General features: G+C 71.8%; 23 protein-coding genes. 11 read left to right on the plus strand and 12 right to left on the minus strand.

What is annotated here, in order from left to right; all coding sequences use genetic code 11:
* Positions 1-5 precede the first annotated feature (5 nt).
* Both AB5J54_RS23420 and nuoN read left to right on the plus strand, forming a co-directional pair.
* Positions 6-1,586 carry an NADH-quinone oxidoreductase subunit M gene (locus tag AB5J54_RS23420; RefSeq protein WP_369145878.1) on the plus strand — a complete coding sequence of 527 codons (1,581 nt, stop codon included), beginning with the start codon at positions 6-8 and terminating at the stop codon, positions 1,584-1,586.
* A complete protein-coding gene (gene nuoN / locus AB5J54_RS23425; protein ID WP_369145880.1) occupies positions 1,583-3,232 on the plus strand; it encodes an NADH-quinone oxidoreductase subunit NuoN in 1,650 nt (549 codons plus the stop codon). Before AB5J54_RS23420 ends, nuoN begins: the two co-directional genes overlap by 4 nt.
* A gap of 69 nt (positions 3,233-3,301) precedes the next feature.
* Here the strand turns inward: nuoN and AB5J54_RS23430 are convergent, their stop codons facing one another.
* From AB5J54_RS23430 to AB5J54_RS23440, 3 genes are all read right to left on the minus strand, one after another.
* The gene (locus AB5J54_RS23430; RefSeq protein WP_369145881.1) at positions 3,302-4,006 is read right to left on the minus strand and encodes a DUF6445 family protein; all 705 of its coding nucleotides are present in this window, start codon (positions 4,004-4,006) and stop codon (positions 3,302-3,304) included.
* A gap of 140 nt (positions 4,007-4,146) precedes the next feature.
* Positions 4,147-5,373, minus strand: a complete 1,227-nt coding sequence (gene fahA / locus AB5J54_RS23435) for a fumarylacetoacetase (RefSeq protein ID WP_369145882.1) — start codon at positions 5,371-5,373, stop codon at positions 4,147-4,149.
* A gap of 220 nt (positions 5,374-5,593) precedes the next feature.
* Positions 5,594-6,172 (minus strand): SMI1/KNR4 family protein, encoded by a 579-nt coding sequence (locus AB5J54_RS23440; RefSeq protein ID WP_369145883.1) that lies wholly within the window; start codon positions 6,170-6,172, stop codon positions 5,594-5,596.
* 296 nt (positions 6,173-6,468) lie between these two features.
* On the opposite strand from AB5J54_RS23440, the gene AB5J54_RS23445 reads away from it, so the two are divergent.
* Positions 6,469-7,794 carry a peptidase gene (locus AB5J54_RS23445; RefSeq protein ID WP_369145884.1) on the plus strand — a complete coding sequence of 442 codons (1,326 nt, stop codon included), beginning with the start codon at positions 6,469-6,471 and terminating at the stop codon, positions 7,792-7,794.
* A 31-nt stretch (positions 7,795-7,825) separates the two neighbouring features.
* On the opposite strand, the gene AB5J54_RS23450 is transcribed toward AB5J54_RS23445, so the two are convergent.
* On the minus strand, positions 7,826-9,823 hold the full coding sequence (locus AB5J54_RS23450; RefSeq protein WP_369145885.1) for a CocE/NonD family hydrolase: 1,998 nt from the start codon (positions 9,821-9,823) through the stop codon (positions 7,826-7,828).
* 18 nt (positions 9,824-9,841) lie between these two features.
* On the minus strand, positions 9,842-11,347 hold the full coding sequence (locus AB5J54_RS23455; RefSeq protein WP_369145886.1) for a peptide MFS transporter: 1,506 nt from the start codon (positions 11,345-11,347) through the stop codon (positions 9,842-9,844).
* A gap of 198 nt (positions 11,348-11,545) precedes the next feature.
* Here AB5J54_RS23455 and AB5J54_RS23460 point away from each other — a divergent pair, with 198 nt between their 5' ends.
* Together AB5J54_RS23460 and AB5J54_RS23465 are read left to right on the plus strand one after the other, a co-directional pair.
* Positions 11,546-12,556, plus strand: coding sequence for a polyprenyl synthetase family protein (locus AB5J54_RS23460; RefSeq protein ID WP_369145887.1), 1,011 nt, complete (start codon positions 11,546-11,548; stop codon positions 12,554-12,556).
* 131 nt (positions 12,557-12,687) lie between these two features.
* Positions 12,688-13,875 (plus strand): outer membrane lipoprotein carrier protein LolA, encoded by a 1,188-nt coding sequence (locus AB5J54_RS23465; protein WP_369145888.1) that lies wholly within the window; start codon positions 12,688-12,690, stop codon positions 13,873-13,875.
* A gap of 79 nt (positions 13,876-13,954) precedes the next feature.
* Here the strand turns inward: AB5J54_RS23465 and AB5J54_RS23470 are convergent, their stop codons facing one another.
* From AB5J54_RS23470 to AB5J54_RS23480, 3 genes are all read right to left on the minus strand, one after another.
* On the minus strand, positions 13,955-15,262 hold the full coding sequence (locus AB5J54_RS23470; RefSeq protein WP_369145889.1) for a M28 family peptidase: 1,308 nt from the start codon (positions 15,260-15,262) through the stop codon (positions 13,955-13,957).
* Positions 15,263-15,451: 189 nt separating this feature from the next.
* Positions 15,452-16,237: a HEAT repeat domain-containing protein gene (locus AB5J54_RS23475; RefSeq protein ID WP_369145890.1), complete on the minus strand. Its 786-nt coding sequence runs from the start codon at positions 16,235-16,237 to the stop codon at positions 15,452-15,454.
* Positions 16,238-16,250: 13 nt separating this feature from the next.
* A complete protein-coding gene (locus AB5J54_RS23480) occupies positions 16,251-16,595 on the minus strand; it encodes a hypothetical protein (protein ID WP_369145891.1) in 345 nt (114 codons plus the stop codon).
* Positions 16,596-16,764: 169 nt separating this feature from the next.
* On the opposite strand from AB5J54_RS23480, the gene AB5J54_RS23485 reads away from it, so the two are divergent.
* Positions 16,765-17,412 (plus strand): NADPH-dependent F420 reductase, encoded by a 648-nt coding sequence (locus AB5J54_RS23485; protein ID WP_369145892.1) that lies wholly within the window; start codon positions 16,765-16,767, stop codon positions 17,410-17,412.
* On the opposite strand, the gene AB5J54_RS23490 is transcribed toward AB5J54_RS23485, so the two are convergent.
* Positions 17,361-18,002 (minus strand): DUF4291 domain-containing protein, encoded by a 642-nt coding sequence (locus AB5J54_RS23490; protein ID WP_369145893.1) that lies wholly within the window; start codon positions 18,000-18,002, stop codon positions 17,361-17,363. The genes AB5J54_RS23485 and AB5J54_RS23490 overlap by 52 nt on opposite strands.
* A gap of 47 nt (positions 18,003-18,049) precedes the next feature.
* Complete coding sequence (locus tag AB5J54_RS23495) at positions 18,050-18,499, minus strand: winged helix-turn-helix transcriptional regulator (protein WP_369145894.1); 450 nt, start codon at positions 18,497-18,499, stop codon at positions 18,050-18,052.
* 99 nt (positions 18,500-18,598) lie between these two features.
* Between AB5J54_RS23495 and AB5J54_RS23500 the strand changes: the two genes are divergently transcribed.
* Positions 18,599-20,053: an MFS transporter gene (locus tag AB5J54_RS23500; protein ID WP_369145895.1), complete on the plus strand. Its 1,455-nt coding sequence runs from the start codon at positions 18,599-18,601 to the stop codon at positions 20,051-20,053.
* A gap of 29 nt (positions 20,054-20,082) precedes the next feature.
* On the plus strand, positions 20,083-20,400 hold the full coding sequence (locus AB5J54_RS23505; RefSeq protein ID WP_369145896.1) for a DUF6401 family natural product biosynthesis protein: 318 nt from the start codon (positions 20,083-20,085) through the stop codon (positions 20,398-20,400).
* 6 nt (positions 20,401-20,406) lie between these two features.
* On the opposite strand, the gene rarD is transcribed toward AB5J54_RS23505, so the two are convergent.
* Positions 20,407-21,372: an EamA family transporter RarD gene (gene rarD, locus AB5J54_RS23510; protein WP_369145897.1), complete on the minus strand. Its 966-nt coding sequence runs from the start codon at positions 21,370-21,372 to the stop codon at positions 20,407-20,409.
* Positions 21,373-21,465: 93 nt separating this feature from the next.
* The gene (locus tag AB5J54_RS23515; protein ID WP_369145898.1) at positions 21,466-22,341 is read right to left on the minus strand and encodes an SDR family oxidoreductase; all 876 of its coding nucleotides are present in this window, start codon (positions 22,339-22,341) and stop codon (positions 21,466-21,468) included.
* A 98-nt stretch (positions 22,342-22,439) separates the two neighbouring features.
* On the opposite strand from AB5J54_RS23515, the gene AB5J54_RS23520 reads away from it, so the two are divergent.
* The 3 genes from AB5J54_RS23520 (at position 22,440) to AB5J54_RS23530 (ending at position 25,991) form a co-directional block, all read left to right on the plus strand.
* On the plus strand, positions 22,440-22,820 hold the full coding sequence (locus AB5J54_RS23520; protein WP_369145899.1) for a winged helix-turn-helix transcriptional regulator: 381 nt from the start codon (positions 22,440-22,442) through the stop codon (positions 22,818-22,820).
* An 85-nt stretch (positions 22,821-22,905) separates the two neighbouring features.
* Complete coding sequence (locus tag AB5J54_RS23525; RefSeq protein ID WP_369145900.1) at positions 22,906-23,718, plus strand: hypothetical protein; 813 nt, start codon at positions 22,906-22,908, stop codon at positions 23,716-23,718.
* Between the two features lie 68 nt (positions 23,719-23,786).
* Positions 23,787-25,991: a bifunctional serine/threonine-protein kinase/ABC transporter substrate-binding protein gene (locus tag AB5J54_RS23530; protein WP_369149434.1), complete on the plus strand. Its 2,205-nt coding sequence runs from the start codon at positions 23,787-23,789 to the stop codon at positions 25,989-25,991.
* Position 25,992 lies beyond the last annotated feature (1 nt).

Here is a 25,992-nt window from a genome sequence, read left to right on the forward strand (position 1 = left end):
CGCTCATGTCCTTCCCGCTCCTTACGGCGACGGCAGCGGTGCCGGCGGTCGGTGCGATCCTCACCGCCGCCGTGCCCGCCGCCCGCCGCACCGCCGCCAAGTGGCTGGCGCTGCTCGTCTCGCTCGCCACACTCGTCCTCGCCGCCGTCGTCTGGGCCCGGTTCGAGCCCGGCGGCGACCGCTACCAGCTCACCGAGAACCACTCCTGGATCAAGGACTTCGGCGTCCGGTACGAGCTCGGGGTCGACGGGATCGGGGTGGCGCTCATCGCGCTCACCGCACTGCTGATCCCCTTCATCGTCCTGGCCGGCTGGCACGACGCCGACCCGCTGGAGACCTCCTCGAAGAGGTGGCGGCCGACGCAGGGCTTCTTCGCCCTGATCCTCATGGTCGAGGCGATGGTGATCCTCTCCTTCGAGGCCACCGACGTCTTCCTCTTCTACATCCTCTTCGAAGCCATGCTCATCCCGATGTACTTCCTCATCGGCGGCTTCGGCGACCGCGCCCACAGCGGCTCCGACGAGAACGCGGCGGCCCAGCGCTCCTACGCGGCCGTCAAGTTCCTGCTCTACAACCTCGTCGGCGGCCTCATCATGCTGGCCGCCGTCATCGGGCTCTACGTGGTCGCGGGGAACTTCTCGCTCACCGAGATCGCCGCGGCCCGGGCCAACGGCTCCCTGGAGATGGCGACCAGCACCGAGCGGTGGCTGTTCCTCGGCTTCTTCTTCGCCTTCGCGGTGAAGGCGCCGCTCTGGCCGCTGCACACCTGGCTGCCGAACGCGATGGGGGAGGCCACCGCCCCGGTCGCCGTCCTCATCACCGCCGTCGTCGACAAGGTCGGCACCTTCGCGATGCTCCGCTTCTGCCTCGGCCTCTTCCCCGAGGCGAGCAAGTGGGCCACCCCGGCGATCGTCGTCCTGGCGCTGATCAGCATCGTCTACGGCGCGCTGCTCGCCGTCGGCCAGCGGGACATCAAGCGCCTGGTCGCCTACGCGTCCATCTCGCACTTCGGCTTCATCATCCTGGGCATCTTCGCGATGACCAGCCAGGGCCAGTCCGGTGCCACCCTCTACATGGTCAACCACGGCATCTCGACGGCCGCGCTGATGCTGGTCGCCGGATTCCTGATCTCCCGGCGCGGCTCGCGGCTCATCGCCGACTACGGCGGTGTGCAGAAGGTCGCCCCGGTGCTCGCCGGCACCTTCCTGATCGGCGGCCTCGCGACCCTGTCGCTGCCCGGACTCGCGCCGTTCGTCAGCGAGTTCCTGGTGCTGGTCGGCGCGTACGCCCGGTATCCGGTGGCCGGCATCATCGCCACCACCGGCATCGTCCTCGCCGCGCTCTACACCCTCGTCCTGTACCAGCGGACGATGACCGGGCCGGTGAAGGAGGAGGTGCGGGCACTGCCCGACCTGCGGGCGCGCGAGCTGGCCGTCGTCGTCCCGCTGATCGCCGTCCTCATCTTCCTCGGGGTCTTCCCGAAGCCGCTGACGGACGTCGTCAACCCGGCCGTGCGGCACACCATGTCGGACGTCCAGCAGAAGGACCCCCAGCCCCAGATTCAGAACGTGGAGGCGGCCCAGTGAGTTCCATGGCTGTCCACAGCTTGTGGACGACGGCTGCCGGGCCGCTCGACAAGATCCCGGCGCCCCACATCGAGTACACGCAGCTCTCGCCCGTGCTGATCGTGCTCGGCGCCGCGGTCGTCAGCGTCCTCGTCGAGGCCTTCGTGCCCCGCAGGGCCCGCTACCACAGCCAGGTGTTCCTCTCCGTCGCGGCGCTCGCCGCCGCCTTCGCCGCCATCGTCGGCCTGGCGGCGGGCGGTTACGGCTCCACCAAGGCCCACATCGCGGCCATGGGAGCCATCGCCGTCGACGGACCCGCCCTCTTCCTCCAGGGCACCATTCTCCTCGCCTCCGTCGTGGCGCTGTTCACCTTCGCCGAGCGCAGGCTCGACCCGGCCGACCACGGCCACAAGGTCGACTCCTTCGCCGCCGAGGCCGCCGCCGTCCCCGGCAGCGACCACGAGCGGGCAGCCGTCAAGGCCGGGTTCACCACCACCGAGGTCTTCCCGCTCGCGCTGTTCGCGATCTCCGGCATGCTGGTCTTCCCGGCGGCCAACGACCTCCTGACGCTCTTCGTCGCCCTGGAGGTCTTCTCCCTCCCGCTGTACCTGCTGTGCGCCGTCGCCCGCCGCAAGCGGCTGATGTCGCAGGAGGCGGCCGTCAAGTACTTCCTGCTCGGCGCCTTCTCCTCGGCCTTCCTGCTCTTCGGGATCGCCCTGCTCTACGGCTACGCGGGCTCCGTCTCGTACGCCACCATCGCCCGGGTCGTCGACGGCTCCATCGGCTCCGTCGACCCGGCGCTCGCCGACACCATGGGCAACGACGCGCTGCTGCTCATCGGCTTCGCGATGGTCCTCATGGGGCTCCTCTTCAAGGTCGGCGCCGTGCCGTTCCACATGTGGACCCCGGACGTCTACCAGGGCGCCCCGACCCCGGTCACCGGCTTCATGGCCGCCGCCACCAAGGTCGCCGCCTTCGGCGCGCTGCTCCGCCTGCTGTACGTGGTGCTGCCCGGTCTCACCTGGGACTGGCGGCCGGTCATGTGGGGCGTCGCCATCGTCACCATGCTGGGCGGTGCGATCGTCGCCATCACCCAGACCGACATCAAGCGGCTCCTGGCGTACTCGTCGATCGCGCACGCCGGCTTCCTGCTCGCGGGCGTCATCGCGGCGACGCCGTCCGGCATCTCGTCCGTCCTGTTCTACCTGGGCGCCTACTCCTTCGTGACGATCGGCGCGTTCGCCGTCGTCACCCTGGTCCGGGACGCGGGCGGCGAGGCCACCCACCTGTCCAAGTGGGCCGGGCTCGGCCGCCGTTCGCCGCTCGTCGCGGCGGTCTTCGCGGTCTTCCTGCTGGCCTTCGCCGGCATTCCGCTGACCTCCGGCTTCTCCGGGAAGTTCGCGGTCTTCAAGGCGGCGGCGGAGGGCGGCGCCGGCGCACTCGTCGTGGTCGGTGTGATCTCCTCGGCGATCGCCGCGTTCTTCTACATCCGGGTCATCGTGCTCATGTTCTTCAGCGAGCCGAAGGCGGACGGCCCCACGGTCGCCGTGCCCTCGGCCCTGACGAGCATCACGATCGCGGCGGGCGTCGCGGTCACCCTGGTCCTCGGCCTCGCCCCGCAGTACTTCCTGGACCTGGCGAACCAGGCGAGCGTGTTCGTCCGGTAGACCGGGCGGTACGTCGGAAGGGCCCGGCTCGGGGGCGAGCCGGGTCCTTCGTCGTGTGCGGCGTACCGGTCAGGCCATCCAGAAGAAGACGGCGGTCATCCGCTTGTCCTCCAGGGTGGTGCCCCAGTAACCGGTCGCGCTGTGCATCAGGTTCGCGGAGTAGAGCAGCAGCCGGTTGTACCGGTGGGGGACGCGGACGTCCTCGGTGAAGGAGTCCTGGGGGACGAAGCGGGTGCCCAGGGCGTCGACCAGGTTGTCGTGCGGGGCCAGGACCTGGTTGCCGCCGAGCCGGCCGCCCGGGAGGTTCTGGCGGTAGAAGCTGGTGCCGCAGTCCTCGGGGGTGTCCGGGCTGAGGTAGAGCACGGCGGCGTAGCGGCACAGGCTGCGGGAGTCGGTGTGCGGGCGGGGCTCGCACTCGTCCTTGCCGACGGCCTGGACGCAGTTGTGGTTGAAGGTGCCCGCGCGGTCCGGCTCCACGGCCCAGATCCGCGGGGCGCCGGTGGCCTTGCGCACCAGCCGTTCCACGCGGGCGAGTTCGTCCGGCTCCAGGCCCGGCATGGCCCGCTGGCCCGGCCAGGGCTCGGGGTTGACCGGGGCGCCCTGGACCCAGTCCTCCTTGGCGAGACAGCGGGCGCGGACGGAGTCGACGTTCGGCAGCACGTCGTCGATGACCCAGAAGTCACGGCCCTTCGTCGGCTTCCGGTACGGGAGGACGGGCAGGCCGGCGCCTGGGGAGGGGGGACGGAAGGGGTGATGTGGGGGGTTCGGAGACATGCCGGGAACGCTAGTTCGGGCCCGGAAAGGGGGTGCCAAAGCGGCGGCCAAGTCTCCGACAAGAGATGGTGTGCGCCTGCCCAAGAAAGGGGAGGGGCGCCCCCTCCCGTGCGGGGGCGCCCCTCATGCGTCGGTACGGATCAGGCGGAGGGGACGATCCGGCCCCGGACCTCGCCGAGGGCCACCCGGGTGCCGTCCGCGCCCGGCGCCCAGGCCGTGAGCACGACCTCGTCGCCGTCCTCCAGGAACGTCCGCTTGCCGCCCGGCAGTTCGAGGGCGTCGCGGCCGTTCCAGGTGAGCTCCAGGAGCGAGCCGCGCTGGTTCACCTCGGGGCCGGAGACCGTGCCGGAGCCGTACAGGTCACCCGTACGGAGCGAGGCGCCGTTCACCGTCATGTGGGCGAGCTGCTGGGCCGCCGTCCAGTACATCGAGGAGAACGGCGGCTCGGCCACCACCTCGCCGTTGATCTCCACCGAGATCCGCAGGTCGAAGCCGCCCGGCTCCTCCTCCGCCGCGTCGTCCAGGTACGGAAGCAGCGGGAAGTCCCGCGCGGGCGGGGCCGTACGGGCCGCGTCCAGGGCCTCCAGGGGCGTCACCCACGCCGAGACGGAGGTCTGGAACGACTTGCCGAGGAACGGGCCCAGCGGCACGTACTCCCAGGCCTGCACGTCCCGCGCCGACCAGTCGTTGAGCAGCGTCAGACCGAAGACGTGCTCCCGGAAGTCGGCCAGCGGGACCGGCTTCCCGAGCTCGGACGGGGCGCCGACGAGGAAGCCGACCTCCGCCTCGATGTCCAGCTTGACCGACGGGCCGAAGACCGGCGCCGGGTCCGAGGGGGCCTTGCGCTGCCCGGAGGGGCGTACGACATCGGTGCCGGAGACCACGACCGTGCCCGCGCGACCGTGGTAACCGATCGGCAGGTGCTTCCAGTTGGGGGTGAGCGCGTCGCCGTCCGGGCGGAAGATCTTCCCCACGTTCGTCGCGTGGTGCTCGCTCGCGTAGAAGTCGACGTAGTCCGCGACCTCGTACGGCAGGTGCAGCGTCACCGCGTCCAGCGGGTGCAGCAGCGGCTCGATGTCCGCCCGGTGCGCGGGCACCGTCACCCAGGCCGTCAGCGCCCGGCGGACGTCGCGCCAGGCGGTCCGCCCGGCCGCGAGCAGCGGGTTGAGGCTGGGCTGCGCGAGCAGCGCCGCGTACGGCGAGCCGAGCGCGTGCGCCGCGGCACCCGCGTCCAGGACGTGCCCGCCGATCCGGACGCCGAGCCGGCGCCGCCCGGGCTCGTCGGCGGTGGAGAAGACGCCGTACGGGAGGTTGTGCGGGCCGAAGGGATCACCCTCGGCCAAGTCGAGCGGGCTGTGCTCGGACATCGGTGCGTGCCTCGCTTTCCACGTGTGTGGGGGACACGTTACGACGAGGGTGGGGCGTGGCGGCAGTGTCCGATGGCCGGAGCCTCATGTCCGTCTGGAGGAACAGCGGACACCGCATCGGGGTGGAAACGGCCGCAAACCACCCTGTAGGGAGGGGCTGCCGTGACCGTGCAGGGGGCAGCGCGCATCACCGCGGAACACGGGCCCCCTCCACGCGTCTCTACCGCTCGGGTCCCTCCCACACGACGGGGGATCCTCCGGCGGCCACGGGCGAGCGTTCCAGCCGAATCGGTCCCGGGCAGAAGACAGAACTTCCCGGGCCGACCATGTCGCCGCCGGCCAGATATCCGTGCAGCCACTCCGCGAATCCCATGCGGTATGCGGAGAAGGCCTGTTCGTCGCCGTCGCAGGTCAGGACCCTCCAGCCGCCCGTCCGCTCGTCGCGGGCGGCGAACACGTACTCGCCACGGTCGGTGGTGGCGAGGGGCACCATTCCGGTCCTTCCGCCGAACAGCGGCCCGGTCTCCTCGAAGCCGGGGCATGCGACGTCCTCGTCCCAGGAGGTGTTCCGGAAGACCTGGACGGTCTGTTCCATCCACAGGCCGAGGTCCTCCGAGGGGTGGAGGAGGTACAGGTGCCGGTTCACCTGCACGGGGGCGTAGGCCTCCACGATCTTCTTGTAGTCGTCCGGAACAGCGACGCCGAGCCCTGTCTCCAGGCGTTCCCACGCCTCGACGGGGGCGGAGTGGGCAGTACGCGGCTCGCCCAACACGGCGAACACGGCTTCCAGGTGCTGCATGGTCGTCTGTCTTCCCTCGATGTCGCGCGTAGGAGCACGTTACGGGGCGGGCCGGCGGGTGCGGATGACATGGATCACACAGAAAGTGCGGCCTCCGTGGGCAACTGCCCGTATTCGCGCCCTTTGTGTCGCGACCGGGCCCGGAACACCCCTGCGAGCTGCGGAAACAAGGCTCCCTCAGGGCCCCTTCCGGCTCTACGATCAGGCTGACGTCGCGCCGCGTGAAGTAGCCGCGGGCGCGCGTCCCACCACCATTCTTCGCAGTCTTTCTCTCTGACCAGGAAAAGGTCCGCAACGTGAAGATCCGCCGCATTCTGGCGACCGCCGTGGCCGCCGCCGTGACCACCCCGGTCGTGTTCCTCTCGGCCGCTCCGGCGTTCGCCGACACCAAGCCGTCGCCCACCGCCTCGCAGAAGCCCGCCAAGGCCCAGGGCGACTCCGACGAGGACATGCCGTCCCTCGAGGAGCTCAGGGCCGCCGTCGCCCTGGCGCAGAAGGAGTACGACGAGGCCGTCGTCGAGCTCGACAAGGCCACCGCGGACCGGAAGGCCCTCGACAAGGCCGACAACGTCCTCGTGGTCGCGGTCGCCGACGCCCAGAAGGCCGTCGACGCCGCCGCCGTCAAGAAGACCGAGGCCGACACGGCGCTCGCCGCGGCCGAGGACGCCGTGAAGAAGCTGCCCGAGACCGCGACCGACGAGGAGAAGCAGGCCGCCGCCGACGCCGCCGCCGCCGCGAAGGTGACGGCCACCGAGGCCGCCACCGCCAAGACCGCCGCCGACGCGAAGCTGACGGAGGCCAAGGCCGCCCTCACCGCCGCCAAGGACGCCGCCGACCGTGTGGTCAAGCTCGCCGAGAAGGTGAAGAAGACCGCCGCCGAGAAGCTCGACGACGCCAAGGAAGAGCTCGCGTTCTACGAGGAGATCGGGGAGGAGTGCAAGGAGGACTCCTCCGTGAAGGTCGCCGTCACCGGTCCGAAGACGGTCACCGCCGGTCAGCCCACGGTCTTCTCGCTGCGGGTCACCAACACCTCCGACCACACCCTGGACGCCGTCAACGCCTTCGTGAACGCCGTGCGGCTCCCCGAGCCCGGCACGGACATCGACGACGAGACGGACTTCTCCAAGTACGCCATCCCCGTCGAGTGGTCCTCCGCCGACGTCCTGGAGTGGACGCCGATCAGCGAGGAGTTCCAGTCCATCGAGGCCGGCAAGCTCGCCAAGGGCGCCTCCTACGACGTGAAGCTGCGCCTCACGGTCGACGCCAAGGCCCCCGCCGGCAAGGGCATCCTCTTCGGCTACGGCGAGTGGGAGAACAACGACGGCTCCTGCGGCATCGGCAAGGACTACGCGGACCTGAACTTCGGCATCCTCGCCGCCGACAAGGGCGACAAGCCGACGCCGAAGCCGTCGGAGACCACGCCCACCCCGGCGCCGAGCACCACCGGCAACACCAACACCACCCAGCAGGGCGGCTCGTCCAACACCCCCGTGAACGGCACCCTCGCCGCCACCGGTGCGAACGACACCCTGCCGCTCGGCCTCGCCGCCGCCGGGGCCGTCGCCCTGGGCGCCGGCGCGCTGGTCGTCGCCCGCCGCCGCAAGGTCGGCGCGCAGGCGTAACCCCCCATCCGGTCCCCCGTACGGCGTGAAGTCAGCCCGCCGTACGGGGGATCCGCTTTTCCCAGGTGCGGTGGAAGACGACCTCGCCGCCCTCCTTGCACACCACCTCGTTCTCGGTGCGGAAGGCGTCCGCGTCGCAGGAGATCTCCGAGCGGGTGTCGACGGTGACGTCCCAGGCCAGTTCGGGCCGGTGCAGCCGGATCGTCCACTCGGAGCGGGTCCGGGCGGACAGCGGGCCGCTCTCCTCGATCGTGTAGGTCTCCACGGCGTCCTCGGTGTACTCCAGGCCGTCCGGGTACACGCGCGTGCCGCCGTACTTCGGGTCGACCTCCAGCGTCCACTCGCCCTTCGCCACGTCCCGGACCACCACCCGCTCCGGGCGCGGCTCCTCCAGGGTGGCCGGGTACGCGACCCCGAGGGGCGCGGACTGCTCGGGCTCCTCCCAGGCGACGGCGTCCTGGGTGGGTGCCCGGACCGGGAGGGTGAGGGAGGAGCCGGCCGGGTCGAGGGTGAAGCCGGCGGCGTCGGGCTGGGGCCAGATCCACGGCCAGTACGTGGAGGAGACGGCGAGCCGCACCCGGTGGCCGGGCGGGAAGGTGTGCCCGATGCCGTTCAGCTCGAAGACGAGGCTCTCCGTCTCGCCGATCTGCGCCTCCACGGCCCGGTCGCGGCCGTAGCGGGCGGAGAAGTTCAGGGCGCCCCGGGTGACGAGCGTGGAGGAGCCGTCCGGGGCGATGTCGCAGAGCCGGGCGATGACCTGCCCGGTGGGGGCGGTGGTGCGCAGGGCGAGGCTCACGGAGGGGCGGCCCAGGATCTCGATGGCCGGCCCGTCCGCCGGTACGGGGAAGTCGAAGCAGGCCGAGTGGGCGTCCTCGTCGCGCTGGTCGGGCGGCAGGTCGGCGTCGTTGCCGAAGGGGAAGAAGCGGCCCGCGTCGATGCCGGTCTGCTGCGGCGAGTCGACGACGACCGGGGCGCCCTGGAAGCCGTACGTGACGGGGGTGACGTGCGGGGAGGGCCAGGCGGGGTCGGCGACCCAGCGGCCGGGCAGCTCCTCGTAGACGGTGGCCGGCGGGTGTGAGGCGCTGATCCAGGAGCGGAGCAGCGGCTCGGCCATCACGTCGTTCTCGACGCCCTTGAGGTGGTGGTCCCACCAGCGCAGGGTCTCCTGGAGGAAGCCGATCGCGGGGCCCGGCGGCAGGCCGCGGTCGGGGTACTGGTGGGACCAGGGGCCGATGATGCCGCGGACCCGGTCCTGGGGGAGGTGCCGGGCGAGCCGCAGGACGGTGTCGCGGTACGGGTCGTGCCAGCCGCCGACGGCGAGGACGGCGGCCCGGATCGCGGAGTAGTCCTCGCAGACGCTGCCGTGCTTCCAGTACGCGTCCCGGGTCTGGTGGGCGAGCCAGGTGTGGATGAGCGGTTCGACGGCTTCCAGGCGCTCCAGCCACAGCTCGCGCCATTCCTCGCCGACGTACCGGGGGTCCGGGGGGCGGGAGACGAAGGCGAGCATGGTGGCCGCCCAGGCGTGCATGTCGACGCCGAGGACCGAGCCGCCCATGTAGTGCACGTCGTTGTCGTAGCGGTCGTCGGTGGAGCAGACGGTGACGATCGCCTTGAGCGGCTCGGGGGCGAGGGCGGCGATCTGGAGCGAGTTGAAGCCGCCCCAGGAGATGCCGAACATGCCGACCTTCCCGGTGCACCAGGGCTGCTCGGCGAGCCAGTTCACGACGGCGACGCCGTCGGCGAGCTCGACGGGGTCGTACTCGTCGCCGGGGAGGCCCTCGCTGTTGCCGTGGCCGCGGACGTCGACGCGTACGGAGGCGTAGCCGTGGCCGGCGTACCAGGGGTGGCGCTGCCAGTCGCGGGGGGCCGTCCAGTCGGTGAGGCGGTACGGCAGGTACTCCAGGAGGGCCGGTACGGGTTCGTCGGTGAGCGGGCGCCACACGCGCGCGTACAGCCTGGTGCCGTCCGGCAGCGGGATGCGGATGTCCTCGTGGCGGGTCTCGTACGGGAAGTCGGTACGGATCTTCATCGCGGCTCCCTGAGCGGACTAGTGGACGGGGTGCATCGTGCGGCGCAGCCAGGGCGCCAGGGCGATCACGGCGAGGCCGACGGCGACGGCCACGGCGCCGTTCACGCCGAAGTAGGCGGGCTTGGAGACGTCGTCGTAGAGCTTCACGGTCTGGGCCTGGATGCCGTTGGCGAGGGCGAGGGAGAGGAACCAGAGGGACATCGTCTGGCTGGAGAAGGCCTTCGGGGCGAGCTTGCTGGTCGCGGACATGCCGGAGGTCTCCAGGAGCACGTCGCCGAGGCCGAGCAGCAGGTAGGAGCCGACGATCCACCAGGCGGCCATCTCGTAGGTGTCGTCGGCGTGTCCCGAGGTCGGCAGGACCATCAGGAGGAAGGAGAGGCCACCGAGGATCACCCCGAAGGCGATCTTGTTGGAGGCGTGCGGCTGCCGGGGCCCCATCCGGGCCCAGACGGCGGCCACCACGGGCGCCAGGAGGACCTCGAAGGCGCCGAGGGCGGAGGCGTACCAGCTCGCGGGGAAGTCGAAGCCCAGGAGGGTCGTGCGGGCGTTCGTGGAGGCGAGCAGCATCATCGTCGAGTACGCCTGGAAGAGGATGAAGTTGAACGCCACCGAGGCCAGGAAGAGCACGACGTACGGCTTGAGGCGGCCGCGCTCCTCGGCGGTCACCCGGGGGCTGCGGAACATGACGGCGAAGTACACGACCGGGGCGATCACCGAGATCAGGGTCAGCAGGTCGACGAACCGGTCCATGGTGAGCCGGCCGGCGAGGGCGAGGGCCGTGGCGAGGAGGCCCGTCACGACCGTGCCGGCCACGATCAGGCGCACGGCCCGGCGCATGGCCTCGGGGGCGAGGGCGAACTCGGCGGAGTGCCTGCGTCCGGCCAGGTGACGGCGGCCGGCGACGTACTGGACGAGGCCGAGGGTCATGCCGAGGGCGGCGGCCGAGAAGCCCCAGTGGTAGCCCTTGTGGTCGGCGAGCCAGCCGGTGATCAGCGGTCCCGCGAAGGCGCCGATGTTGATCGCCATGTAGTAGAGCGCGAAGCCGGCGTCGCGGCGGTCGTCGTCCGTGCGGTAGAGCTTGCCGACCATCGTCGCCACGTTCGGCTTGAGCAGGCCCGTGCCGGCGCTGATCAGGCCGAGCCCGACCCAGGTCATGGCGGCGGTCGGCACCGCCATGGCGTAATGCCCGCAGGCGATCAGGATGCCGCCCCAGAGGACCGCGCGGTACGAGCCGAGGATGCGGTCGGCGAGCCAGCCGCCGGCCACGGAGACGAGGTAGACGAGGGTGCCGTAGGCGGCGGAGACGGAGGCCGCGGTGCCCGGGTCCATGCCGAGGCCGCCGTCGGCGACGGTCGCGGCGAAGTAGAGGACGAGGATCGCCTGCATGCCGAGGAACGAGAACCGCTCCCAGACCTCCAGGCCGGAGAGGCTCAGCAGACCCCGTGGATGCCCGAGGAAGGCGTGGTCGTCCTCGGGGGGAGGCTGCTCGCCGTTCGTATCGGTGTCGATCGTTGTTCGGGACAAAACGCCTACTCCTGGTCGTATGAGCTGATCCCGAACATACCGGGGGTGACGGGAAGGCGCCCACGGTGATCGAAAGGTGACCGGATACGCTGGCTTGAGTGAATCGAGCGACACATCGACAATCCATGTGATCGTCAACAGTACATGTGAACAATCCGTGTGATCGTCAGCAGGCGTCAGCAGACAGGAGACCCCCTCGTGACCGTCGTCGGGCCGTTCGGTCTTAGCGTGCGGGACCAGGCTCTTGAGGCCGATGTCCAGACCGGTTTGGCGGCTGTGGAGGCGGGCCTCCTGGACGCCACCAAGAGCGATGTCCCCTTCATCACGGAGGCCGCGCAGCACCTGGTCCTGGCCGGGGGGAAGCGGTTCCGCCCCCTGCTCGTGATGCTCGCCGCCCAGTTCGGCGACCCCTACGCGCCGGGCGTCGTGCCCTCCGCCGTGGTCGTCGAGCTCACCCACCTCGCCACGCTCTACCACGACGACGTCATGGACGAGGCCGACGTCCGGCGCGGCGTCGACAGCGCCAACACCCGCTGGGGCAACTCGATCGCCGTCCTCACGGGTGACTTCCTCTTCGCCCGCGCCTCGCACACGCTCGCGGACCTCGGTCCCGAGGCCGTACGCATCCAGTCCGAGGCGTTCGAACGGCTCGTCACCGGCCAGATCCTGGAGACCGCCGGGCCCACCGACGGCCGCGACCCCGTCGAGCACTACCTCGACGTCCTCGGCGGCAAGACCGGCTCCCTCGTCGCCGTCTCCTGCCGCTTCGGCGCCATGATGGCCGGCGCCGACGAGAGCGTCGTCGACATCCTCACCCAGTACGGCGAGCGGCTCGGCGTCGCCTTCCAGCTCGCCGACGACGTCCTCGACATCGCCTCCGACTCCCACGAGTCCGGCAAGACCCCCGGCACCGACCTCCGCGAGGGCATCCCCACCCTCCCCGTCCTCCACCTGCGGGCCGCGGCGGCCGCCCACGGCCGCCCGGAGGACCTGGAGCTCGTCGCCCTGATCGACGGCGACCTCAGTGACGACGAGCGGCACGCCGAGGCCCTGCGCCTGCTGCGCGCCCACCCCGCCCTGGAGCAGGCCCGCCGCGACACCGTGCGGTACGCCGAGGAGGCGCGCGCGATGCTGGCGCCGCTGCCCGAGTGCTACGCGAAGGCGGCGCTCGCGGAGATGTGCGACGCCGTGGTCCACCGCGCGGGGTAGCTCTTCTCAGGGTCGGGTCATCCCGAAGCAGTACGTGAGGTTGATCCCGGGGTCTGACGCTTTCCCGCCGCCGTCTTGGTGAGATGGAGTCATCATCCAAGGGGCAGCACGGTACGGAGGTAGCGGAGACCATGGCAGAGACCCGTAAGGCGAGCCGGTTCATCGTCCCGGTCGCGGTGGCCGGAGTGGCCGCGGCGACCATCGGGCTCGTCCCGGCGCTCGCGGCGTCCGGCGACCCGGACCTGCCGGAGATCACGGCCCAGCAGCTCATCGAGAAGATCGCCGCCTCGGACACCCAGACCCTGTCCGGCACCTTCAAGATCTCCACCGACCTGGGCCTGCCGGCCCTCGACGGCCTGGCGTCCGGCCTCGGGGGCCTGGACGGCGACGGCGGCCCCTCCTCGGCCGACCCGTCCGAGAAGCTCACCGAGCTCTTCTCGGGCAGCCACACCCTGCGCGTGGCGGCGGACGGCCCCGAGCGCCAGAAGCTCACCCTGCTGGACGGCTCCGACGAGTACAGCCTCATCCACAACGGCGACGACGTCTGGGGCTACGACAGCAAGTCGAACGAGGCCTTCCACGAGAAGGGGGCGTCGTCCGGTGCCCCCGACGCCAACGAGAAGGACCGGAAGCTCCCCGGCACGCCGAAGGAGCTCGCCGACGAGGTCCTGAAGGCCGCCGGCGACACGACGTCGATCACGGTCGACGGCACGGCGAAGGTGGCCGGCCGGGACGCGTACCAGCTGGTGATCAAGCCGAAGCAGGCCGGTTCCACGGTCGAGTCGGTGAAGATCGCGGTGGACGCGGCGAACGGCACCCCGCTGAAGTTCACCCTCTCCTCGGTCGAGGGCGGCAAGCCGGTCGTCGACGCGGGCTTCACGAAGGTCGACTTCGGGAAGCCGGCCGCCTCGGAGTTCACCTTCACCGCGCCGAAGGGCGCGAAGGTGACGGAGGGCGGGGCGGAGAAGGCGAAGGATTCCGCCGAGGACCTGCCGGAGGGCTTCGAGGACTTCGGGAAGGGGTTCCCCGGCCTCGGAGCGGGCTTCGGCGGCGAGGGCGGCGACATGAACGTCATCGGCGAGGGCTGGACGACGATCGCGCGGATCGACTCGGGTGCGCCGGCGCCCAAGACCGACGAGGCGCCGAAGGAGATCCAGGGCTTCCTGGACTCCTTCGGCGACAAGGTCACCGGAAAGTTCGGCTCCGGCACCGTCTTCAAGACGAAGCTGGTGAACGCGCTCCTCACCGACGACGGCAAGGTCTACGTCGGCGCGGTGACGAAGGACGCGCTGGTGAACGCGGCGAACGCCGCGAAGTAGGACCGAAGTTGGGACCCCGGGCGGGTCGGGGGCGATGTTCACCGACCCGCCCGGGAGTTTTCTGCTCCTACGGAAGGCGTTACGGGAACGTCAGCTTGAAGCCGCTGATGTAACCCGTGTCGATCGAGGCCTTGTCCTGGACGCGGAGCTTCCAGGCACCGTTGGCGACCTCCGAGGAGGCGTTCACGGTGTAGGTGGTGTTGATGTTGTCCGCGCTGCCGCCCGCCCGGTTGGACAGGCTGTAGACCGAGCCGTCGGGCGCGATCAGGTCGACGACGAGGTCACCGATGTAGGTGTGGACGATGTCCACGCCGACCTTGAGGGTGCTCGGCGCGTTCCCCGTGATGCCCGTGACGTTCACGGTGGAGGTCACCGCGGCGCCGTTGTCCGGGATGGAGACGTCGGCGGTGTTCTCGAAGACCGTGCCGGTCGGCGGGGTCGTCGTCCCGCTGGACAGGTTCCAGATCGCGTACGCGATGGCGTCCGCGTTCCGGTCCAGGGCGGTGTCGTTGATGTTCGCCGTGGTGTCGCACGACGAGTGGTAGCAGCGGTCGAAGGCCTGGCCGGCCGTGCCGCCCCACTTCTGCGCCTGCGCCGCGGTCTTGGTGTAGTCGGCGCCGGAGAAGAGCCCGCCGACCGGGATGCCCGCGTTCTTGAAGGGTGCGTGGTCGGAGCGGCCGTCGCCCTCGGTCTCGATCTCGGTGGGGATGCCGAGCCCGGCGTAGTAGTCCTTGAAGGTCTGCTCGATCGCCGGGTCGTCGTCGTAGACGAAGTAGCCCGGGTTCGGCGAGCCGATCATGTCGAAGTTCAGATAGCCCTTGATCTTCGAACGCTCGGTGGTGGGCAGGTTGTTGACGTAGTACTTCGAGCCGACGAGCCCGAGCTCCTCGGCGCCCCACCAGCCGAAGCGCAGGTGCTTCGTCGGCTGGAACTGGGCGCGGGAGACGGCCAGCGCGGTCTCCAGGATCGCGGCGGACCCGGAGCCGTTGTCGTTGATGCCGGGGCCGCCGGTGACCGAGTCCAGGTGCGAGCCGGACATGATCACCTGGTTCGGGTCGCCGCCCGGCCAGTCGGCTATCAGGTTGTAGCCGGTGGCGCCGTTGTAGCTGAACTGCTGGAGCGTGGTGGTGTAGCCGGCGGCGTCCAGCTTCGCCTTCACGAAGTCGATCGAGGCCTTGTAGCCGGTACGGCCGTGGGCGCGGTTGCCGCCGTTGGCGGTGGCGATCGACTGGAGGTCCGCCAAGTGCTGCTTGACGCTGGCGAGCGGGATGTCGGGCGCGGCGGCGGCCGCCTGCGACCCGGCGGAGGCGGTACCGGTGAGTCCGCCGAGGGCGAGCGCCGCGAGGGCGGCGGCCGCGGTGACGCGTCTGGGCACGGAGAGGTTCATGTGGGGGCTCCGGATTCCGAACGGGGATGGGACGGAACGTGCGAGACGCCTCGGGCGTGGGTGCCACGAGGCGCTGGAGCTGTGCGGGTGCGCGACTGTTCAGTTGTGCGGTCGTTCGGTCGTGCGTGCTGAATGTTCAGCGAGAGTTTGACTCCGCGTCAAGAGCGGAAACCGGTCAGGTGCGTTCGCTCAGCGGACGGTGGCATCCTCCACCGCCTCGCGCACCCCGGGGTCGGCGTCCCGGCCCAACTCCCGTAGCAGGGCGTCCACTCCGGGGGTCGACCAGTACGCCACCGCCTCGACCAGCGCGGTCCGCACGGCCGGGTCGGGGTGCTGGGCGAGCCCGGACAGCCGCGCCACCGGGCCGCGTCGCCGCATCCCGTACCAGCGCAGGGCCTCGCACAGCGCCGCCGCGTCCCCCCGCGCCTGAGCCGCCTCCACGCGCGCGAGGAGCACGCGCGGCGCGGGCGGGGGCCCGTCGAGGGGATGCGGTCGCCGCTCCGCGAGCCGGCGCGAGCCGTAGCTCCCGCGCTCCCGGCAGCCGAAGCAGGTGCAGGGCGGAGTGCCGTGGGCGTCGGGCAGATAGCGCCACCCGTTGACCTGCCGGACCGCCCGGATGTGCCGTACCTCGGCGGGCGTGACGGAGCGCGGCAGGAACACCTCCCAGCCCCGGGCGTCCGCCGCCCCGGCCGTCCGCCGTACCGCCTCGGCCGCCGTCACCGGCGCCGGCGCGCGGTCGTTGTACCGGCCGACGGTCACCGGTTCCCCGTCGGGCAGCCGTACGTGCACGGCGACGAACCCGCGCGGTCCCGGGCGGCGGGACAGCTCGCGCAGCCACTGGTGGGTGAGGGGGTACGAGGGGAGGACGGGGAAGAGGAACACCCCGCGCCGCTCGCCGTGCCCGGCGGCCCGCAGGCCGGACCGGCGGACGCGTGCCGTGTTCGCGCCGGGGGTGAGGTGGACGAAGGTCGCCATGCGGATGAGCCCCCTAGGGGATGTCGCGGCGGATCATGGCCGGGCGGTCGAGGATCTCGACGTACACGATCCGGCCGTGGACGACGTCGAGGTTGAGCATCCCCGTGTCGGCGAGCAGCGGCACACAGCGGTGACCCTCGCCGAACGGGGTGCCCGGCCGGCGGTCCGCGGTGGAGATGCTCTGGCAGAAGTCGTCGGAGCAGCCGCACGGTCCGTACAGCCGCACGTCCCGCACGATCAGGGACAGGTCCCGTTCGCCCTCCTCTTCGAGGAGGCGGACGAGTTCGGCGACGAGTTCGGGGTACACCTCGCGGACCAGCGGCGGCTCGGCGGGCCGGGTGTCGTTCAGGGCGCTCACAGCCGGAAGTCTGGCGGGTGGCCGGTGTCGCGGCATCCGGTTTTCCGGCCGGGAGGCGTGACCAGGGAGCGGTGCGGGACGGCAGGGGGCGGCGGAAGGGGGGATTCGGGGATTCAGGCACTAGGGTCGGGCTCCCGCGACCCGTCGCCGTCTCGAAGGAGCCCCGCACATGAAGATCGCCGTACTGGGAACGGGCGAGGTCGGGCGCCGGCTCGCCACCAAGCTGGTCTCCCTCGGGCACGAGGTGGCGATGGGGTCCCGGACCCCGGACAACGCCGACGCCGCCAAGTGGGCCGCGGAGCACGGCGGGACGCACGGGACCTTCGCCGACGCGACCGGCCCCGCCGAGCTCGTCGTCAACGCGACCGGCGGGCTCGTCTCCCTGCCCGTCCTCCAGGCCGCGGGCGCCGAGAACCTGCGCGGCAAGGTCGTGATCGACGTGTCCAACGCGCTGGACTTCTCGGAGGGCTTCCCGCCCAAGGTCGGTCTGCCCGACGGCAGGAGTGTCGCCGAGCAGCTCCAGAGCGCCTTCCCGGAGGCGCGCGTCGTCAAGACGCTCAACACCATGACCAACACCGTCATGGTCGAGCCCGGCCGGGTCCCGGGGCGGCACCACGTCTTCCTGAGCGGCGACGACGCGGACGCGAAGGCCGTGGTCGCGGAGCTGCTGGCCTCCTTCGGCTGGGCGGCCGACCAGATCATCGACCTCGGCGAACTGTCGAGCGCCCGCGCCGCCGAACAGCTCCTGCCGATGTGGCTGCGGCTCTACGGGCTGCTCGGCACCGGCGACTTCAACTTCTCCGTCGCGGGGGCCTGAACCCCCAGGTGGTCGAGGAGGCCCTCCCGCTCCGGGTAGGGCCTTTCCCGCGGCAGGAGCCGGGTGGCCGCCTCCAGGTCGCCCGCCCGGACCAGACCGTGGACCTCCCGCGCGAGCGGCGTCACGTCGGTGATCGAGACCGTCCACTCGTCCGCGTACCGGCGCGACGCCTCGCCCGACAGGCCGAGCTGGAGCGAGCGGTACGGGAGGGCCCGGAGGTGCAGATCGCGCTCCGGGTCCCACTGCACCCGGGCCGGCGCCTGCCTCAACTGCCGCTTCCAGGACGCCTGGTCGGTGTGGAAGCCGTGCTTGTAGTGCGAGAGACAGGCGTTCCGCAGGGCCCACTCGAAGCCCTCGCGGCTGATCTCCACGGCGAGGACGGTCTCCTGGCCCTCCTTCGTCCCCCAGCCGCAGCGGTACATCATCCACAGGAACGAGGGCTTGATCCACGTCATCCGGTCCCGCTTCCAGACGTCCGGGAAGCGGCCGTCGCGGGCGGCGGGCAGCCCGATCGCGGGCCGGTACGCCTGATAGACGGTGACCGTGCGCTCGGTGTGGAGCGCGCGGATCCGGTACTTCGGTTCTTCCATGCGCCTCAGGGTGCGGGGACCGCCCCCGGCGGGGCCACCGGTTTTCCTCAGGCCACCCCCGCCGCCTCCCGGGCGTCATAGGCCTCCCGCGCCGCCGCGATCTCGTTCTGGTGCTGCTCGGTCCAGGTCACCAGGGAGCGGATCGTGGTGTGCAACGTGCCGCCCAGGGAGGTCAGTTCGTACTCCACGCGCGGCGGGACCACCGGGTGGACCGTCCGCTTCACCAGGCCGTCGCGCTCCAGCTGACGCAGCGTCACGGTCAGCATGCGCTGGCTGACGCCGTCGATCTCCCGCTTCAGCTCGGTGAACCGCAGGACGCGGCGGTCGAGGAGGGCGATGACGAGGAGGGACCACTTGTCGGCGAATCGGTCGAGGATCTGCCGCACCTCGCAGTCCTCGCGGGTGTCCCACTGGAAGGGATCGGGGTCCCCGTCGCCTCCGTGGGCCCCCTCGGTTCCCGCGCAGTGACTCGGGTACTTCGAAGTGCCTTCTTCCATGACAACCGATGCTCCCGCAGGATGCAGGTGGTTACAAGAGGGAACCGACCCTCACATCCGTAACCGGCCACCCCAACCCATCCCGCCCTGGAGACAGTTGTGCCCCTACGCGCCTGGAGTCTGCTCCTCGTCCTCTGCGGGACGATCTTCCTCGAAGGCATCGACGTCGCCATGCTCGCCGTCGCCGTCCCCACCGTCCGCGCCGACCTCGGCCTCACGACCGGCACCGCCGCCTGGGTCATGTCCGCGTACGTCCTCGGCTACGCCGGCTTCACCCTCCTGGGCGGCCGCGCCGCCGACCTGCTCGGACGGCGCCGGATGTTCCTCGGCTGGCTCACCGTCTTCCTCGTCTTCTCCGGTCTCGGCGGGCTCGCCGACGAGGGCTGGACCCTGATCCTGGCCCGCTTCGTCACCGGCGTCGCCGCCGCCTTCATGACCCCGGCCGCCCTGTCGATCATCACCACCTCGTACGCGGAGGGGCCGCAGCGGAACCAGGCGCTCCTCGTCTTCGCCGGCACCGCCGCGGGCGGCTTCTCGCTCGGCCTCGTCATCGGCGGGCTGCTCACCCAGCTCGGCTGGCGCTGGGTCTTCTTCGCCCCCGTCCTCCTCGCCGCCGCGCTCCTGCTCGCCGCGCTGCGGCTGATCCCGAAGGAGCCGCGCCCGGCCCGGGCGAAGGGCGGCTTCGACCTCGGCGGGGCGCTCACCGCCGCCGGGGCGATGCTCCTCCTGGCGTACGGGGTCGTCCGCCTGGAACACGGGCTCGACGGCTGGAGGGTCACCGCCGGCGCGCTCGCCGCCGGGCTCCTCCTCGCCGGGCTGTTCGTCGCCGTGGAACGCCGGGCCGCCACCCCGCTCGTCCGCCTCGGCATCCTGCGCAGGGCCCCGCTGCTCCGCGCGGACCTCGGCGCCCTCCTCTTCGTCGGCTCCTTCTTCGGCTTCCAGTTCGTCGCCACGCTCTACCTCCAGGAGCTGCGCGGCTGGTCGTCCCTGGAGACGGCGCTCGCCCTGCTGGTCATGGGCTGCGACGCGGTCCTCGCGCCGACGCTGACCCCGCGGCTCGTGGCCCGCTTCGGCAACGCCCGGGTGATCCTCGGCGGCTTCGTCCTCGCCGTCGTCTCGTACGCGCTGTTCCTGCCGGTCGGCCCGGACCGGTCGTACGCGGCGATGTTCCCGACCCTGCTGCTCACCGGGATCGCCTTCGCCCTCGCGTACGGGCCGCTCACGATCGCCGGCACGGAGGGGGTCGGGGAGGAGGAGCAGGGGCTCGCGAGCGGACTGCTCACCACGGCGACCCAGTTCGGTTCGGCGGTCGGCATCGCGGCGGTGACCGCGGTGTACGGCATGGCGGGCGGCGGGCTCGGCGGCTTCCGGGCGGCACTCTTCGTGCCCGTGGCGATGGTCGCGCTCGGGGCCGTGATCACGGCGACGGGGGTGCGGCGGAGGCCGGGGGCCGAGGCGCCGGGCGTGCGGGAGAGGCCGGGGGCCGAGGCGCCGGGCGGGCGGGAGAGGCCGGGGGCCCAGGCGCCGGGCGCTGCGAGCAAGGTCACGGCCTGAACGCCCTCGTACGACCCTAGTGTGGAGGGATGGACGATTCGCCCGGCTGCCCGCTGACCGACGTGGCCGCCACGTACATGCCCCGGCTCTCGGAGTTCTCCTTCGAGCCGGGGCTCGTGGCCGCCGTCGACCAGCACGCGGCCGCCGTGTGCGACGCGCTGCTCCCGGCCCGGCGGGGCCCGGAGGGGCGGATCGTCCGCCGGGAGGAGCTCGCCGACTATGTGCTCGGGTTCACCGACCGGCTCTCCGAGGCCGAGTGGACCGAGCCCGTCGGCCACGACTTCGCGACCCTGCGGCTGACGGCGGTCTGCTGGCTGATCCGGGAGCACGACCTCCTGGACGCCTGACGCCCGTCAGGGGGCGGAGGTCACGGAGGGCGCGGGAGCGGTCTCCGTACGGGCCGCGGCAGCCGCCGCCTCGACCGCCGCGCGGCTCTTGCGGGCCGTCCGCAGCGCGTCCCAGGTGAGGATCGTCAGGGCCAGCCAGACGAGGGAGAAGCCCGCCCAGCGCTCCGCCGGCATCTCCTCGTGGAAGTAGAGGATCCCGAGCAGGAACTGGAAGGTCGGCGCGAGGTACTGGAGGAGGCCCAGCGTCGACAGCGGCACCCGGATCGCCGCCGCCCCGAAGCAGACGAGCGGTGCGGCCGTGACGATGCCGGTGGCGGCGAGCAGCGCCGTGTGGCCGGCGCCGTGGTGGCCGAAGGCCAGGGTGCCCCGGGTCCCGATCCAGACGAGGTAGCCGAGGGCGGGCAGGAACTGCACGGCCGTCTCGGCGGCGAGCGACTCCAGGCCGCCGATGTTGACCTTCTTCTTCACCAGGCCGTAGAGGGCGAAGGAGAAGGCGAGGGTGAGCGAGATCCACGGCGGCCGCCCGTACCCGATCGCCAGGACGAGCACGGCCGAGAGACCGACGCCGACCGCCGCCCACTGTGCGGGGCGCAGCCGCTCCTTCAGGACGAGGACGCCCAGGGCGATGGTGACGAGCGGGTTGATGAAGTAGCCGAGGGAGGCCTCGACGACGTGGCCCGTGTTCACGGACCAGATGTAGAGCCCCCAGTTCACCGTGATGACGGCGGCGGCGAGGGTGATCAGGCCGAGCTTGCGCGGGCTGCGCACGAGCTCGGGTATCCAGGCCCAGCGGCGCAGCGCGAGCAGCGCGATGCCGACGAAGGCCAGGGACCACACCATCCGGTGGGCGAGGATCTCGATCGCGCCGGCGGGCTTGAGGAGCGGCCAGAAGAGCGGGACCAGTCCCCACATGCCGTAGGCGCCGATCCCGTAGAGCAGTCCTGCTCGTCCTTCGTTCGTCTCCGTCTTCACCGGACCTCCCGCCCTGTGCCGCGCTGTCCTGTCGAAGGTAGCGCCGCACGGGGCGGGTTGTCATGCCCGTACCGCTATACGGTCATGACAACGTCACGAGGCGGCCAGGGCGACCTTGATCGACTCGGCGACCGGGGTGGTCGGGCGGCCGATCAGCCGGGTCAGGTCGCCGGTCCGCAGGGCGAGCGCGCCCAGGGCGACGGCCCGGTCGACGTCGACGAGGATCTCGGCGAAGGGCCCAGGGACGCCGGCGCCGGTGAGGATCTCCAGGTGGGTCGCGGCGGGGACGTCGCTGTACGCGATCTCCCGGCCGGTCTGGGCGCCGACCTCGGCCGCGTACTCGGCGAGGGACCAGGCGGTGTCGCCGCTCAGCTCGTAGGTCTTGTTCAGGTGCTCCTCGGCCGGGCCGGTCAGGACGGCGGCCGCGGCGGCGGCGTAGTCGGCGCGGGCGGCGGAGGCGATCCGGCCCTCGCCGGCGCTGGCGACGACGGCGCCGTGGGCCAGGACCGGGGCGAGGTTCGCGGTGTAGTTCTCGGAGTACCAGCCGTTGCGCAGGAAGGTGTACGGCAGGCCGGACGCGAGGATCAGCTCCTCGGTCGCCTTGTGCTCGTCGGCGAGCGTGAAGTCGGCCTCCGGGCCGCCGAGGACGCCGGTGTACGCGAGCTGGGCCACGCCCGCCGCCTTGGCCGCGTCGATCACGGCGCGGTGCTGGGCGACGCGCTGCCCGACCTCGCTGCCCGAGATCAGGAGCACCCGGTCGCCGGCCTCGAAGGCCTCCGCCAGGGTCTCCGGGCGGCTGTAGTCGGCGATCCGCAGCTCGACACCGCGCTCGGCCAGGTCGGCGGCCTTCGCCTTGTCACGGACGACGGCGACGACGGACGAGGCGGGGACGGCGGACTCGCCGGAGAGGAGTGCGTCGACGACGAGACGTCCGAGCTGTCCGGTGGCTCCGGTGACGACGATGCTCATGGGGCTTCCTTCTTCCCGTGGGGTGCGGTGGCTGACGTACTTACCGTACGGCGGGCGCTAACCATTCGTAAGTACCCACTTTGAAGTAAGGTACTGGTATGGGAGTAAGTAAGCCGCCGAACGTGAACGAGCCGATGTGCCCCTCGCGCCTCGTCCTGGAGCACGTCACCAGCCGCTGGGGCGTCCTCGTCCTCGCGGCCCTCCTGGAGCGCTCGTACCGCTTCAGCGAACTGCGCCGCGAGATCGGCGGCGTCAGCGAGAAGATGCTGGCCCAGACCCTCCAGACCCTGGAGCGCGACGGCTTCGTCCACCGCGACGCCAAGCCCGTCATCCCGCCCCGCGTCGACTACAGCCTCACCCCCCTCGGCGAGGGGGCCGCCCGCCAGGTCTGGGAGCTCGCCCGCTGGACCGAACAGCAGGTGGGCGCGGTCGAGGAGGCGCGTGTGCGTTACGACACGGTGCGTGCGGCGTCCCAATGACGTTGTAGCCCGGGCGAGTTGATCTGCGGGGCCGTACGATCTCGTTCACCGACCGGGGGATCGTGTGAGCGACCGTGGGGGAATCGTGAGGGACACGTACGGAAGAACGCTGCGCACCGGTGCCGCACTGGCGGCCGGTGTGGCACTCCTGGCGGGCTGCTCGTCGGGAGGAGGCGGAGACGACGGGAAACCGCCCCGGAGCACACCGAGCGCGAGCGCGTCGGCGCCCTCGACCGCGAAGCCCACGCCCACCGCCCTCGACTTCACCGCGGACCCGAAGCGCGTCCCGAAGAACGCCGCCGAGGGCCGACGCCTGGCGCTGGCGATCGTGGCGGGGCCCGAATCCTGGGGCCCCGACTTCGTCAAGCGCAGCCCGTACCTCAGCGACCCCGACTCCTGGCCGGTCCTCGACGCGAACTGCACGTGGGAGACCGGAACCCCGCCCCGCTCCGTCCTGGCCAGCGTCACCGCCCACAGCGAGATTCCGGCCGCCGGCGGCAAGGGCCCCCTGCGGGTCGCCGCCACCGTCACCGTGCACCGCACCGAGTCCGACGCCGACTGGGAGATGGCCGAGACCCTGGAGGAGGCGCTGCGCTGCCCCGACCAGCAGTTGCGGCAGGGCGAACGCATCATCGGTCTCGGATCCCTCGGCCTGCCCTACGGCGTCGGCGGCAACGTCCGAGTGAGCGACTCCCTCTCCGAGAACGGCCTCTACGTCAACGACGCCTTCAAGGGGCAGCAGGGCTACACCTGGTACCAGGTCCGCATCGGCCAGGTCACCATCGCCACCGCCGTCAAGGGCGCACCCGGCCGCACCGCGGACCTCGTCGCCGTCCTGACCCAGGCCCAGGTCGCCATGGAGCAACGCGTCAACAAGCAGATGGGAGCCGCGTCGTGAGCCCGACGTCCCAGCCCGCCCCGGGGCCCGAGCCCGTTCCCGCCTCCGGCCCTGCCGCGCTCCAGCCGCTGCTCCCCTCCGACCCGTCCACGATCGCCGGCTACCGGCTCCTCGGCCGCCTCGGCGCCGGCGGCATGGGCGTCGTCTACCTCGGCCGCACCGACACCGGCGCGCTCGCCGCCGTCAAGGTCACTCTCGCCGATCAGGCCGACCAGCCCGACTTCCGGGCCCGCTTCCGCCGCGAGGTCGAGGCCGCCCGCCGGGTCGTCAGCCCCTGGGCCGTACCCGTGACCGGTGCCGACCCCGACGCCCCCGAACCGTGGATGGCGACCGCCTTCGTGCCCGGCCCGTCCGTCGGAGAGGCCGTCCGAGCCCACGGGCCGCTGCCGGAGCGGAGCGTACGGATCCTCGGCGGCGCCGTCGCCCGCGCGCTCGCCGCCGTCCACGCGGCCGGGCTCGTGCACCGGGACGTGAAGCCCGGGAACGTCCTGCTCGCCGTCGACGGCCCCCGGCTCATCGACTTCGGCATCGCCCGCGCGACCGACGAGACCGGGCTGACCTCGGCCGACATGGTCGTCGGCACCCCCGGCTTCCTCGCCCCCGAGCAGGCCGAGGCCCGCGCCGCCGACATCGGCCCCGCCTCCGACGTCTTCGCCCTCGGCTGCCTGCTCGCCTTCGCGGCCACCGGACGCCCGCCGTTCGGTACGGGCGCCCTGGACGCGCTCCTCTACCGGACCGTGCACGACGAGCCCGACCTCGCCGGCGTACCGGAGCGGCTGCTCGACCTCGTACAGCAGTGTCTCGCCAAGGAACCGGCCGCACGCCCCACCGCCCAGGAGGTCGCCGACCGGCTCACCGAGGACACCCCCGGAGCTCCCTCCGACTGGCTGCCCGCGCCCGTCGTCGCCACCATCGCCACCCGCTCGGCGGCCATGCTGGCGCTCCCCGACATCGACCCGACCGCGCCCGGCACGGACCCCGCCGCCCCGGCCGGGCCCAGCAGGCGCGGCTTCCTGCTGCTCGGCGCCGGTGCCGCGGTGCTCGCGGCCGGCGGCGGCGCCTACGCCCTGTGGAACTCCGGGCGCGACGGCGGCAACGGCACCGGCGACGGCAAGCCCCCCGCGCCGAAACCCCGGAACACCTGGGCCATCGGCGTCCTCGCCGACCTGTCCGGCCCCGCCCAGGAGATCGGCAAGGCCCAGGAGCGCGGCGCCCGGCTCGCCGTCGAGCGGTTCAACGCCGTGCACAAGGGCAAGCCCTTCACCCTCGAACTCAAGGTCTCCGACGACCGTGGGGACCGCGGCGGCGCCTTCGCCGCCGCCCGCCGACTCACCTCCGACCCCTCCGTGATCGCCGTGCTCGGCCCCACCTCCGACGACACCGGCGCCGCCGCGCTCCCCGCCTTCGAGGAGGCCGGTGTGCCGCTCCTCACCACCTCGGCGGGCTACAACCTCTTCACTCTGCGCGGTGAGGCCGGTCCACGGAACACGACCGTGCTGCGCGCCATCCCGAGCCACTTCATGGCGGGCACCTACCTCTCCTGGTCCACGACGCTGCTGCCGCAGGTCCGCCGCCCCGGAGTCCTCCAGGAGCGCACCGACGACTACTACAGCTGGCAGTACGTCAGCGGTGCCCGCTTCGGCTTCCGACAGGCCGGGCTCCAGCCGCACTTCCGGGTGGTCCCGGGCCGGGTCACCGACTACCGCCCGATCCTCGCGGAGATGATCGACGCCGGCATGGACGCGTACGTCCACTGCGGGGTCCGCTCCACGGCCGTGCTCGCCGCCCGCGCCCTGAACCGACTCGGCTTCACCGGACCCCGGTTCACCGGACAGCACGTCTTCGGGTCGGAGTTCCTGAAGGAGGCCGGGAGCGACGCCGAGGGCTGGTTCGTCTGCGCGCCCGTCATCGACCCCGTCCAGCGGGCCGCCGACACCAAGCAGAAGGCCGCCGACCGCAAGCTCACCCAGGACTTCCTCGACGCCCACCGCAAGCGCTACGGCACCACTCCGGCCTTCTACACCGGAGAGTCCTTCGACGTGGTCGGCCTGATCACGTCCTGGCTCGCCACGAGCGCGGCCAAGGGCCCGCTCACCCGCAAGGGCCTGTGGGAGGCCCTGCTCCGGCAGAAGTACACCGGGGCCATGGGCGGTTACACGTTCGACAAGAACGGCGACCTGTCCGGCGTCGGCACCTTCCTCTACGGCGTGCAGAAGGGGGCCTACAAGTTCATCGGCGCCGCCCCCAACGAGCCCCAGAACAAGAAGAGCTGAC

The organism is Streptomyces sp. R44, assembly GCF_041053105.1.
Taxonomy (GTDB): domain Bacteria; phylum Actinomycetota; class Actinomycetes; order Streptomycetales; family Streptomycetaceae; genus Streptomyces.